14 protein-coding genes are annotated in these 13155 nt (G+C 43.8%); 8 read left to right on the forward strand and 6 right to left on the reverse strand.

Features of this window, described 5'->3' with window-relative positions:
• The first annotated feature begins 162 nt into the window (after positions 1-162).
• From H2O73_RS13790 to yfcE, 5 genes are read left to right on the forward strand one after another with little or no spacing between them, the layout of a single operon-like run.
• Entirely contained in the window at positions 163-900 is a 738-nt protein-coding gene (locus H2O73_RS13790) for a DUF1538 domain-containing protein (RefSeq protein WP_182109446.1), read from the forward strand.
• Complete coding sequence (locus H2O73_RS13795; RefSeq protein WP_182109447.1) at positions 900-1688, forward strand: DUF1538 domain-containing protein; 789 nt, start codon at positions 900-902, stop codon at positions 1686-1688. The genes H2O73_RS13790 and H2O73_RS13795 overlap by 1 nt, the downstream gene beginning before the upstream one ends.
• Positions 1678-2028 carry a P-II family nitrogen regulator gene (locus H2O73_RS13800; protein ID WP_182109448.1) on the forward strand — a complete coding sequence of 117 codons (351 nt, stop codon included), beginning with the start codon at positions 1678-1680 and terminating at the stop codon, positions 2026-2028. Before H2O73_RS13795 ends, H2O73_RS13800 begins: the two co-directional genes overlap by 11 nt.
• A complete protein-coding gene (locus tag H2O73_RS13805; protein ID WP_182109449.1) occupies positions 2025-2432 on the forward strand; it encodes a CBS domain-containing protein in 408 nt (135 codons plus the stop codon). Before H2O73_RS13800 ends, H2O73_RS13805 begins: the two co-directional genes overlap by 4 nt.
• Before the next feature lie 47 nt (positions 2433-2479).
• Positions 2480-3028 (forward strand): phosphodiesterase, encoded by a 549-nt coding sequence (gene yfcE, locus H2O73_RS13810; RefSeq protein WP_182109450.1) that lies wholly within the window; start codon positions 2480-2482, stop codon positions 3026-3028.
• An 89-nt stretch (positions 3029-3117) separates the two neighbouring features.
• Here yfcE and H2O73_RS13815 read toward each other — a convergent pair whose 3' ends face one another.
• Genes H2O73_RS13815 through H2O73_RS13830 form a run of 4 tightly spaced genes read right to left on the reverse strand, consistent with a single transcriptional unit; the run spans position 3118 to position 5649 of the window.
• Positions 3118-3396: an Rdx family protein gene (locus H2O73_RS13815; RefSeq protein ID WP_182109451.1), complete on the reverse strand. Its 279-nt coding sequence runs from the start codon at positions 3394-3396 to the stop codon at positions 3118-3120.
• A 54-nt stretch (positions 3397-3450) separates the two neighbouring features.
• Positions 3451-4206, reverse strand: a complete 756-nt coding sequence (locus H2O73_RS13820) for a sulfite exporter TauE/SafE family protein (protein ID WP_182109452.1) — start codon at positions 4204-4206, stop codon at positions 3451-3453.
• 47 nt (positions 4207-4253) lie between these two features.
• The gene (locus tag H2O73_RS13825; protein ID WP_182109453.1) at positions 4254-4769 is read right to left on the reverse strand and encodes a regulatory protein ToxS; all 516 of its coding nucleotides are present in this window, start codon (positions 4767-4769) and stop codon (positions 4254-4256) included.
• A 10-nt stretch (positions 4770-4779) separates the two neighbouring features.
• Positions 4780-5649 (reverse strand): transcriptional regulator, encoded by an 870-nt coding sequence (locus H2O73_RS13830; RefSeq protein ID WP_182109454.1) that lies wholly within the window; start codon positions 5647-5649, stop codon positions 4780-4782.
• 254 nt (positions 5650-5903) lie between these two features.
• Here H2O73_RS13830 and htpG point away from each other — a divergent pair, with 254 nt between their 5' ends.
• From htpG to hemH, 3 genes are all read left to right on the forward strand, one after another.
• Positions 5904-7808, forward strand: coding sequence for a molecular chaperone HtpG (htpG, locus tag H2O73_RS13835; RefSeq protein ID WP_182109455.1), 1905 nt, complete (start codon positions 5904-5906; stop codon positions 7806-7808).
• A gap of 310 nt (positions 7809-8118) precedes the next feature.
• The gene (adk, locus tag H2O73_RS13840) at positions 8119-8763 is read left to right on the forward strand and encodes an adenylate kinase (RefSeq protein ID WP_182109456.1); all 645 of its coding nucleotides are present in this window, start codon (positions 8119-8121) and stop codon (positions 8761-8763) included.
• Positions 8764-8912: 149 nt separating this feature from the next.
• Entirely contained in the window at positions 8913-9875 is a 963-nt protein-coding gene (gene hemH / locus H2O73_RS13845; protein ID WP_182109457.1) for a ferrochelatase, read from the forward strand.
• A gap of 58 nt (positions 9876-9933) precedes the next feature.
• Here hemH and H2O73_RS13850 read toward each other — a convergent pair whose 3' ends face one another.
• Together H2O73_RS13850 and H2O73_RS13855 are read right to left on the reverse strand one after the other, a co-directional pair.
• Positions 9934-10377: a DUF411 domain-containing protein gene (locus H2O73_RS13850; protein ID WP_182109458.1), complete on the reverse strand. Its 444-nt coding sequence runs from the start codon at positions 10375-10377 to the stop codon at positions 9934-9936.
• An 8-nt stretch (positions 10378-10385) separates the two neighbouring features.
• Positions 10386-13103 carry a heavy metal translocating P-type ATPase gene (locus tag H2O73_RS13855; protein WP_182109459.1) on the reverse strand — a complete coding sequence of 906 codons (2718 nt, stop codon included), beginning with the start codon at positions 13101-13103 and terminating at the stop codon, positions 10386-10388.
• Positions 13104-13155 lie beyond the last annotated feature (52 nt).

Genomic DNA, 13155 nt, shown 5'->3' on the forward strand with positions numbered 1-13155 from the left:
CGACCGTTATTTTTACACTTAAATGTAATGGTTAAGTAGGCTTGGATTACGTTCACATAAATCACATTTTGTTACATTCGTATTAAGTGGTGCAGTGATAGTCACATCTTACCAAGCCTGGCTTTGGCAATATAGACGTAACTCATGGAGTGGAGTGACACTATGCCCAAAGCTATTGGGGCTTTATTGCGTGCAATGCTAGGAAGCTTGCGTGATTTAATGCCGATCGTGATTGTAATCGCTTTTTTTCAATTGATTGTACTGCAAGAGCCTTTACCTAATCTTGGCTCAATTGTGTTTGGTTTGTTGCTGGTAGTGACGGGACTGACATTTTTCATTTTTGGATTGGAAATGGGGCTGTTTCCGATTGGGGAAACGATGGCTCAAGCATTTGCACAAAAAGGCAGTGTGTTTTGGCTATTACTATTTTCATTTTGTTTAGGGTTTGGGACGACTATTGCTGAGCCAGCGCTGACGGCTGTGGCGGCAGAGGCGGCAGAAGTCGCGGCAGAAGGCGGAATGATCGTCAATGAAGAAGAGAGTAGAGAAAGCTATGCCGATGGGTTGCGTCTAACTGTCGCATTGTCTGTGGGGTTTGCGATTGTATTAGGTGTACTGAGAATTTTAAAAGGTTGGCCAATCCAGTACATGATCATTGGCGGCTATATTGGCGTGGTTGTGCTGACTGGGTTTGCACCAGAAAGTATTATCGGTGTTGCTTATGATTCTGGCGGTGTTACAACTTCTACGATTACGGTGCCACTGGTGACGGCGCTGGGGGTTGGACTCGCTTCATCAATTAAAGGGCGAAATCCCATGATAGATGGATTTGGCTTAATTGCCTTTGCTTCTTTGCTGCCTATGATGTTTGTGATGGTTTACGGCATGGTGGTGGCGTAATGATGATGCAATTTCTTGATACGTTTTTCAGTACCATTGCCGATGTCATTCCCATCGCAACGATCATTTTTGGTTTTCAGTTTGCGGTACTAAAGCGACCAGTAGCCAATTTACCGCATGTACTCCTGGGTTTCTTCTACGTTATTTTAGGTCTATCTCTTTTTCTTCTTGGCTTAGAAATGGCGCTATTCCCGCTTGGTGAAACGATGGCGGAGCAATTAACAGCCCCTGACTTTATTGAACAAGTTCGCCTCAGTACTGAATCGGTATTGGGCTGGGCGGACTATTATTGGGTTTACTTATTTGCTTTCTGCATTGGTTTTAGTACGACGGTCGCCGAACCATCACTGATTGCTGTTGCGATTAAAGCTAATCAAGTATCCGGTGGGAGCATCAGTGTTAATGGGCTGCGTATCGCTGTGGCTATTGGGGTGGCATTTGGCATATCACTAGGTAGCTATCGTATCGTGGTGGGCGATCCTATTCACTATTACATCATCGCTGGCTACATCATCGTAGTGATCCAAACGTTCTACGCCCCTAAATTAATCATTCCATTGGCTTATGATTCAGGAGGCGTTACCACCTCTACTGTGACTGTTCCTTTGGTTGCAGCCTTGGGGCTTGGTCTTGCTTCCACTGTTCCGGGTCGAAACCCAATGATAGATGGCTTTGGTTTGATTGCCTTTGCCAGTTTATTTCCCATTATTTCTGTAATGGGTTACGCACAAATTACTCGATGGTTAAATAAAGAACCGCAACAAGAGGATAAAGAAAATGCGCTTTAAGTTGCTTTTAGCCTTTGTCGAAGATAGCAAAACAGAACAGGTACTTGACGCTGCGCGCAATGCGGGCGCTACGGGTGCAACAGTAATTAATAATGCCCGAGGAGAAGGGTTAAACCAGAAACGGACTTTTTTTGGTTTGACGCTTGAAGTGCAAAAAGACGTACTGCTTTTTGTTGTCGAAGAGCATTTGGCTCGGCAAATCCTTGAAACCATCAGTGAGGTGGGTGGATTTGAACAAGAATCAGGGCAAGGCATTGCCGTTCAGATTGATATTGAAGATGCGGTCGGCGTTGCGCATCAAGTGGAAAGATTAACTAAAGTGGTGGGGGATGAGCTATGAGTTCACAACAGATCGTTCGAGTGAGAGATGTTATGGCGGCAACCTACGTCATGATTGATGGTTTAAGTACCGTGCAGGAAGGCATTCGTATTGCACGCGAACACCAAGTGAAAGCGCTGGTGGTGAATAAACGTCATGACAATGATGAATATGGCATCGTATTGATGAACGATATTGCCAAGAAAGTGCTGGCAAAGAATCGCTCACCCGAGCGTACCAACGTTTATGAAATCATGACTAAGCCAGCATTAGGTGTCGACCCAAATATGAACGTTAAATATTGTGCTCGCCTGTTCGAGCGCTTCGGTATTAGCCGTGCACCTGTGATTGAAAATGGTGAGTTGATTGGTATGGTGAGCTATAACAATATTGTGATAAACGGTATGGCTCGGGATGACGTTTGATCGCCAATTGAGTAAAATGACCTCAATAAAATTGAGGAGTATTTATTGTGAAACTGTTTTTTGCCTCTGATTTGCACGGTAGCTTACCGGCAACTCAGCAAGTGCTTGCGGAGTTTGACCGTTCAGGAATAGAGACATTAGTCTTGCTAGGGGACGTGCTTAATCATGGTCCACGCAACCCAGTCCCAGATGGGTATAACCCACCTGCGGTAGCCGAGCTATTGAATCAGTACGCGGAGCGCATTATAGCGGTGAGAGGTAATTGTGATAGCGAAGTCGATCAAATGCTGCTGGCTTTCCCGATGATGAGTGATTACGCATGGGTGATGCTACCAAGTGAACAAAGGCTGTTTGTCACGCATGGTCACCTATATAACAGTGAGAAGCGTCCGGCTCTGCGTGAAGGGGATGTGATTGTTCATGGTCATACCCATATTCCACTGGCAGAACGTAACGGTGCGCAATTCATTTTTAATCCGGGCTCTGTTACCTTCCCGAGAAGTGGTTTCGATGCCAGTTATGGCTTGCTTGAAGGGGGAACAATGAAAGTTGTTAGTTTTACTGGGCAAACAATCCTAGAAAAGAGCATTCTATAACCTTTGTAATTGTCTAAAATTTGATTGAATAAGGCACCGGTACGGTGCCTATGCTAGAGCGCACTTATTTTGATGATGCGAGTTTAAGACTACTTGCGATCCGAGTGCCCTAAATCACGCTCAGGGTCGATAATATCCCGTACCTTTTGTTTCAGTACTTTTGCTTCCGGAAAACCACCGTCTCGCTTACGCTCCCATATTAAATGACCATTACAAACAATTTCGAACCGTCCACCGGTGTCGGGGTGTAAAGAAACACTGGCTATTTCTTCACTGAATGTATGCAGTAATTCTTGGCTGAGCCATGTTGAGCGCAACATCCAATTGCATTGGCGACAATAGTAAATTTCAATGATTGCCTTATCCATGTAGCTTCCTTTCATGTTCGAGTTTTAATCTGAAGTTTTCTATAAGCATTCGTGCTAGACCAGAAGCTTTAAGCCCACCAGTAGCGTGAGTAACTCAAAGCATTGTTTGATGATTTTATTGCTAAATCGAGTAGAGAGGTAAGCTCCTAGCGCGCCTCCTAGAAATGACGCGGTTAGTAATATGGGTAGCCAAGCCCAATAAATAGAAGCGCCTGCCTGTACTATCGCAATACCACCAATACCATTCCAAAAGAAACCGACGCATATCATAGTCAACGCCACCGCTTGCTTGTAGCTATAACCAAACCAGCGAACCAAAAATAACGTCACAAGCAAGCCTGAACCGGCGGTTAACGACCCATTGATAATGCCAATAAACATCAACCCCAAGCTACCGACAAGCCACCCCTGCCAATTGCGATGAATCGGTTTTACTTGCTGTCCTAACTGTTTTTTGAAGTGAGAATAAATGCCTAACGCGAGGATCATCATCCCTAATAAACGCTCAGCCAAATCGGCTGGAATTTTTAATATCAAATTCGCACCAATTACCACACCGATACTGCCAATAACCGTGATGTAAGCGGCTTCTTGTAGAGTAAAGCTCTTCTGTTTGAGGTGTGTAGCGGCGGCGCCAAGCCCCAGAGCCACGCTGGCAACTTTATGAGTGGCTAATGCAATGGAGAAAGGAAGCCCAAAGAAGAGTAATAACGGAAATTGCAATAGCCCCGCTCCGCCACCAGACAGTGACGCAAGTGTATTTGCAATTAGAGAGCCGAAAAATAGCCCGAGAGAGTGAATCCAATCCATGATAAATCAAAAGGGAGCGTCATGCTCCCTTTGCCACTTAGTGAGAACTAGTTAGAGAAAAGTACCGTAGAACCGTGACTTAAGCTAGTAAGAAGCAATGTTTTTTCATTAACAATATCGATTCGGCGGCTTTGCTGCGCGTCCATTTTGAACAACTGTTTAATCAGCAATAGTTGTTCATCGGTAAAATCTTTACTGTTAGCTGAAGAGACATCTTTGAATTCGGTTGGCGATATAAGCAAGTAGTTATCACTGATCTCCCATTTTCCAGTTTCAGAAATGTTGATCACGCTGTCACTCTGCTCACTATTGGCAAATAAGCGCACTGTGGCTACGCGAATGTAGCTACCGTTGGGTAAGTACTTCACGTTGGAAGTGACATCTACTTTACGCAAAGGTCCGACAGTTTCTTCTTGCAAGCTATCACTAATTACCGTCACCATTTTGGATTGCCACTCTTTAGAGGTGATCGCTTTTTCTACTTGTATATTACTACCCCAATATAACCACCCACTAAATAGTGTTGATATAGCCAACAACAGTAATGCTATTTTCTTATTCATAAACATATCCTTATTGGCAAACGTGGTTAATATTGTCTTGGTCAGAAAATATACGGACGGTAATATTCTCACCCGAGTGAGTTAATTGGTGGATATAGTTGAGAACAAGTTGGTTATTTTGCCCACCGGTCGCAATGACTTTTATTGGCGCTGTTTCACCTGTGTGACTGGCTTTGTAGCGCATCACGCATTGCTCAATAGCAGGCAACCACTGTTCTAGAGATGGGTGATTGATAGGGGTTTGCACCACGACATTGTCAAAGACAGCGAGTTGATTGAATTGAGATGGACTAGGTTTGTCTAGCACCAACGCCATAATGGGAAAAAGTAAAGCTAACACAAACGCGACTTTAGTGATGAAGCCTTGTTTTTGATGAGACGATGGACGCTCTACATGATTGTTTTGGCTTTGTTCTGGTATCTCAATTTCTCGTTCTATATCTTCAATTAGATTGACTTCAGGTTCGAGGCTTTGGCTGTTTTCCACAACATCAGAAGATGATGGGATTACAGGACTATCACCATTAGTTAATGGGATTGTGCGTTCGACACTGCAAATTAATTGATAGCCGCGCTTTGGCACCGTTTTGACAAATTCCGGGGACTTTGTTGAGTCATTGAGTAGTTTTCTCAACGTCGAAATTGCCTGAGTCAGGCTTGAGTCATCAACTTCAAACCCCTGATCTCGCCAAACAAAATCGTACAGCTGATTGCGGCTGACGACTTCATTCGGATTTTCGGACAAAAACAGTAAGATTCGGCTTTCATTACTACCGAGTCGAGTTACTTCGCTATCGCCTTGTGTATCAATTAAGCAATTTGTGTTTGGGTCAAAAATGAACTTGTTAGCAAGGTTAAATTTTGTACCTATGTTACTCATGCATTTGGCCTTAGGTTTGATAGGTCTCAGTTTTCACGAATGTGATTGATGGCGATTTACCTTTTTAGAAAATGGTACGCCTTATAGAGTTATTTGTTAGGCAGGATAGACAAACTAAAAACAAAAAAACACCGTTTTTATGATTATTGACCTTGATTTTACATTCACAACCCTCATGTTATGTATCAGTCATCATATAGTCTCTATTATAAATGCGATAGAGGTCTGATAAGTATAGATGTTATGGAGTAAACATGAGCGAAACTGCCACTCACAATAAAGAAACTCGCGGCTTTCAGTCCGAAGTCAAACAGCTGCTTCACTTAATGATCCACTCACTGTACTCGAATAAAGAGATATTTTTACGTGAGCTGATTTCAAACGCATCAGATGCATCAGACAAGCTTCGATTCCAAGCATTGTCGAACCCTGATTTATATCAAGGTGATGCTGAACTTGGTGTGAAGCTGTCATTTGATGAACAAGCGAATACATTGACTATTTCTGACAATGGTATCGGCATGAGCCGAGAAGATGTGATTGAACATCTTGGTACTATTGCAAAATCAGGCACGGCTGAATTTTTCTCAAAATTGTCTGATGACCAAACTAAAGACTCACAATTGATCGGTCAATTTGGTGTTGGTTTTTATTCTGCATTCATCGTAGCTGATGCGGTCACTGTACGTACTCGAGCCGCGGGTTTAAATGCCGACCAAGCCGTTCAATGGCACTCTGCGGGTGAAGGCGACTACACCATTGAGGATATCCGCAAAGAAACTCGTGGTACTGATATCGTGCTTCACATGCGTGAAGAAGGTAAAGAGTTCCTAAATGAGTGGCGTCTACGTGATGTAATCAGCAAGTACTCTGATCATATTGGTATCCCTGTTCTTATCCAAACTTCTGAACGTGATGAAGAAGGTAAAGAAACTGGTGAGAAAAAGTGGGAACAAATCAATAAAGCTCAAGCACTGTGGACTCGCAATAAATCTGATATTAGCGAAGAAGAGTATCAAGAGTTTTATAAGCATGTATCACATGACTTTGCTGATCCATTGCTTTGGAGCCATAACCGCGTTGAAGGTAAAAATGATTACACTAGCTTGTTATACATTCCTGCAAAAGCGCCATGGGACATGTTCAATCGTGAGCATAAATCCGGCTTAAAACTGTATGTTCAGCGTGTGTTTATCATGGATGACGCCGAGCAATTTATGCCGTCATACCTACGCTTTGTGCGCGGCTTGATTGACTCAAATGATCTACCGCTAAACGTTTCGCGTGAAATCCTGCAAGACAATAAAGTGACTCAGTCATTACGTAATGCTTGTACAAAGCGTGTCCTCACTATGCTTGAACGCATGGCGAAGAACGATGCTGAAAAGTATCAAGCGTTCTGGAAAGAGTTTGGCTTAGTGATGAAAGAGGGACCAGCAGAAGACAGCGCCAATAAAGAAAAGGTAGCTGGCTTACTGCGTTTCGCATCAACACATGAAGATTCGTCTGAACAAACGATCGGTCTTAGCTCTTACTTAGAGCGCATGAAAGAAGATCAAGATAAAATCTACTACCTAACGGCAGACAGCTATGCGGCAGCGAAAAATAGCCCGCACCTAGAGCAGTTCAAAGCAAAAGGTATTGAAGTAATCTTGATGTACGACCGCATTGATGAGTGGTTGATGAACTACTTGACTGAATTTGACGGTAAACAGTTCCAGTCAATCACCAAAGCGGGACTTGATCTCAGTAAATTTGAAGACGAAGCAGAGAAAGAAAAGCAGAAAGCAGCAGAGGAAGAATTTAAATCTGTTGTTGAACGTACCAAAGAGTACTTGGCTGATCGAGTAAAAGAAGTTCGTACAACATTCAAGCTTGCGTCTACACCAGCCGTTGTCGTGACTGATGATTACGAGATGGGTACTCAAATGGCCAAGCTTTTGGAAGCGGCGGGTCAGGCGGTTCCTGAAGTGAAGTACATCTTAGAGATCAACCCAGAACATGAGCTAGTTAAACGTATGGCTGATGAAACTGACGAACAAGCCTTTGGTCGTTGGGTTGAAGTTTTGCTAGGTCAAGCCATGCTTGCAGAGCGTGGTTCGCTGGAAGATCCATCGCAATTCCTAGGTGCAATTAATACCCTTTTGACTAAGGGCTAATACGCCAAAATCTGTGAAAAGCTCGCATTATGCGGGCTTTTTATTTGAACGTTGAATAAAGTACGTGATTTGGTTGTGTTATGCGTACCTAAGCATATTCGCTTCAGTCAAATTGCATTCTTTAGTCTTAATTGAGTCGTCGGTGCGGCAAAATATGCTAGAATCAGCGACTTGAATATGAGAATTAACGCGAGTATTGAACTCGCTTAAAGCCAATTTGATGGTGATATACCGAAACTTACCGTTTGCGAATGCTTTAAATCCAATTGTGAGCTTCGGTATAAATTTCTAATCTTAAAGAGGATAAATCATGCGCATCATTCTTCTAGGTGCTCCAGGTGCAGGTAAAGGCACGCAAGCAAACTTCATCATGGAAAAATACGGTATTCCACAAATCTCTACTGGTGACATGCTACGTGCAGCTATCAAAGCAGGTACAGAACTTGGCAAACAAGCTAAAGCTGTAATCGACGCTGGTCAGCTAGTATCTGATGAAATCATCCTTGGTCTAATCAAAGAGCGTATCGCTCAAGATGACTGCGAGAAAGGTTTCCTACTAGATGGTTTCCCACGCACAATTCCTCAGGCTGATGGTCTAAAAGAGATGAGCGTGAACGTAGACTACGTAATCGAATTTGATGTTGCTGACAGCGTAATCGTTGAGCGCATGGCGGGTCGTCGTGCACACCTTCCTTCAGGTCGTACTTACCACGTGGTTTACAACCCACCTAAAGTGGAAGGTAAAGATGACGAGACTGGTGAAGATCTTGTTGTTCGTGATGACGACAAAGAAGAAACAGTACTTGCACGTCTAGGCGTATACCATGAGCAAACTGCACCGCTTATTACTTATTACGGTAAAGAAGCAGAAGCAGGCAACACGAAGTACCTTAAGTTCGATGGTACTAAGCAAGTTGCAGAAGTAAGTGCAGACATCGAGAAAGCACTAGCTTAATTTTCTCGCTGAGAAAAAATTGCTATAGTAGAAGCGACCTTAGGGTCGCTTTTTCTTTTCTGCTCAAGTAAAAAAGTCATGCTGATACTGAACTAAAATTTTCGGTATTGCGTAAACAACAGCTTGGCCAACTAAATTGATGGGATGCAATGAACAATAATAAAAAACAGGGTGTGTTGCTGGTCAACTTAGGTACACCAGACGAACCAACCGCACCTGCAGTAAAACGGTTTTTAAGTCAGTTTCTTCATGATCAGCGAGTGGTGGATACCTCGCGTTGGTTGTGGTGTCCAATCTTACATGGCGTTATTTTACCGATACGAACGCCAAAAGTAGCCAAGCTTTACCAATCTGTCTGGATGGAAGAAGGCTCACCTTTAATGGTCTATTCCAAAAGACAGGCTGAAAAATTGTCTCAGTTGCTCGATATTCCTGTCGAGCTTGGAATGACCTATGGCAACCCAAGTATTTTTTCAGCTATTGAGCGTTTAATGGCGCAAAATGTAGAAGAGCTAATTGTTCTGCCTCTCTATCCTCAATATTCAGCTACAACGACCGCTGCCGTCTCCGATGCACTCACTTTGGCTTTTAAGCAGATGGCAGAAATTCCGGCATATCGCTTTATTCGTGATTACTATGATCACCCGCTTTATATTAAAGCGTTAGCCCAGAGTGTTCGTCGCTCGTGGGAGGAGAAGGGGCAAGCCGATTATTTACTGTGCTCTTATCATGGCATTCCCAAGCGCTATGCAGACAATGGCGATGTATATCCACAGCACTGTGAATACACAACCAAGTTATTGCAGCAAGAACTGGGGTTGTCTGATCAGCAGATCGGTATGACTTATCAATCTCGCTTTGGTCGAGAAGAGTGGTTACAGCCATATACGGATAAAACGCTCGAAACTTTAGCGGCAAATGGTACTAAGTCAATTGATATCATGGCGCCAGCTTTTGCCTCTGATTGTTTAGAGACGCTAGAAGAAATTTCAGTCGAATGCCAAGATCTATTTAAAGAGAAAGGCGGGGAAGAGTTCCACTATATTCCTTGCTTAAACGATGATGAATTGCATATCGAATTAATGGCTGATCTTATTGGGCAATATAGATAGAGCTACCTTTTTGAATATAAAGCCCAGCAATGCTGGGCTTTATTGTTGATAGTTTGTGTTATTGATTACCTTGGTGATGACGGTACTCGAAGACTTGTCCACGCTCATTAAACGCATAAACAGAATACGCATCTTTTTCGTTGCCATACTCCATACCCGGTGAGCCCATCGGCATTCCCGGAACCGCTAAGCCTTTAGCATTTTTAGGCGGGTTAGCTAGGAAAGATTTGATGTCTTCAGCCGGTATATGCCCTTCAAAGACAAAGCCATTAATTTCTGCTGTATGGCAAGAAGCCAGCTTTGCAGCGACGCCAAGCTGCTGTTTTACTACATTCATATCTTGATGCAGTTTCTCTTCAACAGTGAATCCAGCATCTTGCATGTGCTTAGTCCATTCGGTGCAGCAACCGCAGTATGGTGATTTGTGGTTTACTACATCCGCAGCCCAAGCGGTGCTTGCTGAGCCCATTAGTAGTGCAAGAGTGATAGTTTTAATTTTCATGGTACCCTCTAAGAACGATGCTTCGTTTCAAATAATCTTAGTCTGTTTGCATTGCTTACCACTGTTATTGAAGAGAGCGCCATAGCAGCTCCGGCAACGACAGGGCTTAATAAAAACCCAAAGGCTGGGTACAACACACCCGCAGCGATTGGGATGCCTAGAGAGTTATAAATGAACGCTCCAAACAAATTCTGTTTCATGTTTTTGACTGTTGCCTTAGATAGCTCAACCGCTTTTACCACCGCAAGAGGCGATGAATTTAATAGGGTCATTTGTGCACTTTCTATCGCCACATCGCTACCGCTACCCATTGCGATACCAATATCGGCTAGCGCTAAAGCTGGCGCATCATTAACGCCGTCACCTATCATGGCAACGGTGTAACCTTGCTGCTTGAGGTTTTGAATATGTGTTGCCTTTTCTTCTGGAAGTACCTGTGCGATTACTTCAGTAATGCCCAATTGATTACCAATAGCATTAGCCACGGTTTGGTTGTCACCTGTCAGCATAACGGTTTTGATATTGAGTGATTTAAGTGCGTCAATCGCGATAGCAGCATCGTGCTTGATTGGGTCGGTGATGGCGATAATGCCTTTCGCTTTGCTGTTAAGAGTCACAACAACCGTAGTCCAAGCGTTTTCGGTACATTCTTGAATCGCGTTATTAAAGTGACTTAAATCGGTAGCAAGTTGTAACGCATAAGGCAGAGAAATTACCGCAAGCTGATCGGCTTCACTTTCCGCTTTGACACCTTTGCCACGCAAGTTTTCGAAATTACTTACTTCAGGTAATGTATCAACACGCTGTTTTGCGTACTCAATAATCGCTTTTGCAAGTGGATGCTCGGAGTGCTGTTCTAAACTGGCAGCGAAGGAAAGAACTCGAGTTTCATCACCTTCTAGCGCATAGACTTTTTCAACACTCGGTGAGCCCTGAGTTAACGTCCCCGTTTTATCAAAGACAACGCAATCAAGCTTACTTGCTGATTGTAAGACATCCGCATCGCGAATAAGAATCCCCATTTCAGCCGCTTTACCCACACCGACAGTCACTGATAGTGGTGTCGCCAAACCTAGCGCGCAAGGGCAAGCAATGATAAGTACCGTGGTTGCAACTACGAGCATATAGCTGGCTTTGGGATCAGGACCAACGGCAAACCAAACTAATGCCGCGGCAATGGCGATTGCCACAACCACAGGAACAAAGACGGCAGAAATCTGATCGGCGAGTTTTGCTATTGCAGGTTTACTGCTTTGCGCTTGTCGAACAAGAGTGATAATTCGTGCCAACATAGTGTCGCGACCTACGCTGGTGGCTTTAATTACGAGGCTACCGTCTTGATTAAGTGTTCCTGCTGAAACCAAACTATCGAGCTGTTTGTCTACTGGCATGGGTTCGCCGGTTAGCATTGATTCATCAATATAGGATTGCCCTGAAATAACACAACCATCAACGGGAACTTTTTCACCGGGTTTGATGCGCAGTTTCATCCCTTGCTCAATCGCTTCAACGGCTATTTCTTTGTCACCATTGTCAGTAACAAGGGTGGCTGATTTTGGTTGCAGATCGATCAATGCTTGCAAGGAACGCGTGGTATTCGCTTTTGCTTTGGCTTCAATATAGTGACCAAGGGAAATTAAACCGATGATCATTGCGCTCGCTTCAAAGTAAACATGACGAGAAGCAGCGGGAAACCAGTTTGGGAAGATGACGATCATCATCGAAAATAGCCACGCCGAACCGGTGCCGAGTGCAACTAGGGTATCCATTGTCGCGCGACCATGCGTTAGCGCTTGCCAAGCGTTAGTGAAAAAAGTTCGCCCGGCAGTGGCTAGTAAAAGTAGGCAAGCGATACCCACCGCCCCCCAAATTAATTGGTCAGAGAGGTTTTGGATCATCATGTTCCCACCCAACACGCCCCAAGCCATAAGTGGTCCACCTAGTGCGAGACCATACCAAGCGCTGCGTTTGTGATGCGCTTGAACTAAGCGTTGTTGCTCTAACTGTTTCTGTTGCTGGGTTTTCGGATCATCGATAACTTGCGCGCTGTAACCTGCTTGAGTGACGGTAAAAATGAGCTGTTCTTCATTGATTTGCTCTGCTGAGCCAATAACTAAAGCACTCTGTTCTGCGAGGTTGACTTGTACTTTATCCACTCCGTGAACGGCAAGTAGTGATTTTTCGATAGATGAGACGCAACTGGCGCAAGTCATTCCGCCAATAAGCAAACTGTAAGTTGTTGGGGGAGTGTTTTTGTCGCTTTCAACGTTGCTTTCAAGCTCGACACTAGCAAGAACAGGCTGATCATCATGTTGAGGCTCTGGAGCAGGGTTTAATGGCTTCTCAAAGAGTGTTGCTTGATAGCCAACCGCGTTGACTAGTTCAATGATTTCTTGATCAGATAGTAAGGTAAATAGACGCAGTTCAGTTTTGGAAACCTCGAGTGAGGAAATCCATTTAGAACCACGTAAATGCTGTTCTAGCTTCGCCACGCATTTGCCACAACTTAGTCCACTTAAATAAAAGTGTTTTCCATCACCAGCTTGATAGCCCAAAGATTCGATTTGGTGAGCAATTTCTGCAAATGAAGCGTACGTATCAAGAGTGATAGATATTGGTGTAAGCGTATGAATCGTTACATCAAAATGTTGATTTAACTGTGCCTCTACTTTTCGTGCACAGCCCATACAGTTCAAACCCTGTAGTGGGATTTCGTATGTGTTCATGGCTTATCCTCGAGCTGTTACTAAAACGAAGGATAAACCTTACCTCAAGGGT

Source organism: Vibrio marinisediminis (assembly GCF_014050145.1).
GTDB lineage: Bacteria > Pseudomonadota > Gammaproteobacteria > Enterobacterales > Vibrionaceae > Vibrio > Vibrio marinisediminis.

What these genes read in the sequence shown, in the direction of transcription:
- H2O73_RS13790 (WP_182109446.1), top strand. Translation starts at nt 163, where the DNA reads ATGCCCAAAGCTATTGGGGCTTTATTGCGTGCAATGCTAGGAAGCTTG.
- H2O73_RS13795 (WP_182109447.1), top strand. Translation starts at nt 900, where the DNA reads ATGATGATGCAATTTCTTGATACGTTTTTCAGTACCATTGCCGATGTC.
- H2O73_RS13800 (WP_182109448.1), top strand. Translation starts at nt 1,678, where the DNA reads ATGCGCTTTAAGTTGCTTTTAGCCTTTGTCGAAGATAGCAAAACAGAA.
- H2O73_RS13805 (WP_182109449.1), top strand. Translation starts at nt 2,025, where the DNA reads ATGAGTTCACAACAGATCGTTCGAGTGAGAGATGTTATGGCGGCAACC.
- H2O73_RS13815 (WP_182109451.1), bottom strand. Translation starts at nt 3,396, where the DNA reads ATGGATAAGGCAATCATTGAAATTTACTATTGTCGCCAATGCAATTGG.
- H2O73_RS13820 (WP_182109452.1), bottom strand. Translation starts at nt 4,206, where the DNA reads ATGGATTGGATTCACTCTCTCGGGCTATTTTTCGGCTCTCTAATTGCA.
- H2O73_RS13825 (WP_182109453.1), bottom strand. Translation starts at nt 4,769, where the DNA reads ATGAATAAGAAAATAGCATTACTGTTGTTGGCTATATCAACACTATTT.
- H2O73_RS13830 (WP_182109454.1), bottom strand. Translation starts at nt 5,649, where the DNA reads ATGAGTAACATAGGTACAAAATTTAACCTTGCTAACAAGTTCATTTTT.
- htpG (WP_182109455.1), top strand. Translation starts at nt 5,904, where the DNA reads ATGAGCGAAACTGCCACTCACAATAAAGAAACTCGCGGCTTTCAGTCC.
- adk (WP_182109456.1), top strand. Translation starts at nt 8,119, where the DNA reads ATGCGCATCATTCTTCTAGGTGCTCCAGGTGCAGGTAAAGGCACGCAA.
- hemH (WP_182109457.1), top strand. Translation starts at nt 8,913, where the DNA reads ATGAACAATAATAAAAAACAGGGTGTGTTGCTGGTCAACTTAGGTACA.
- H2O73_RS13850 (WP_182109458.1), bottom strand. Translation starts at nt 10,377, where the DNA reads ATGAAAATTAAAACTATCACTCTTGCACTACTAATGGGCTCAGCAAGC.
- H2O73_RS13855 (WP_182109459.1), bottom strand. Translation starts at nt 13,103, where the DNA reads ATGAACACATACGAAATCCCACTACAGGGTTTGAACTGTATGGGCTGT.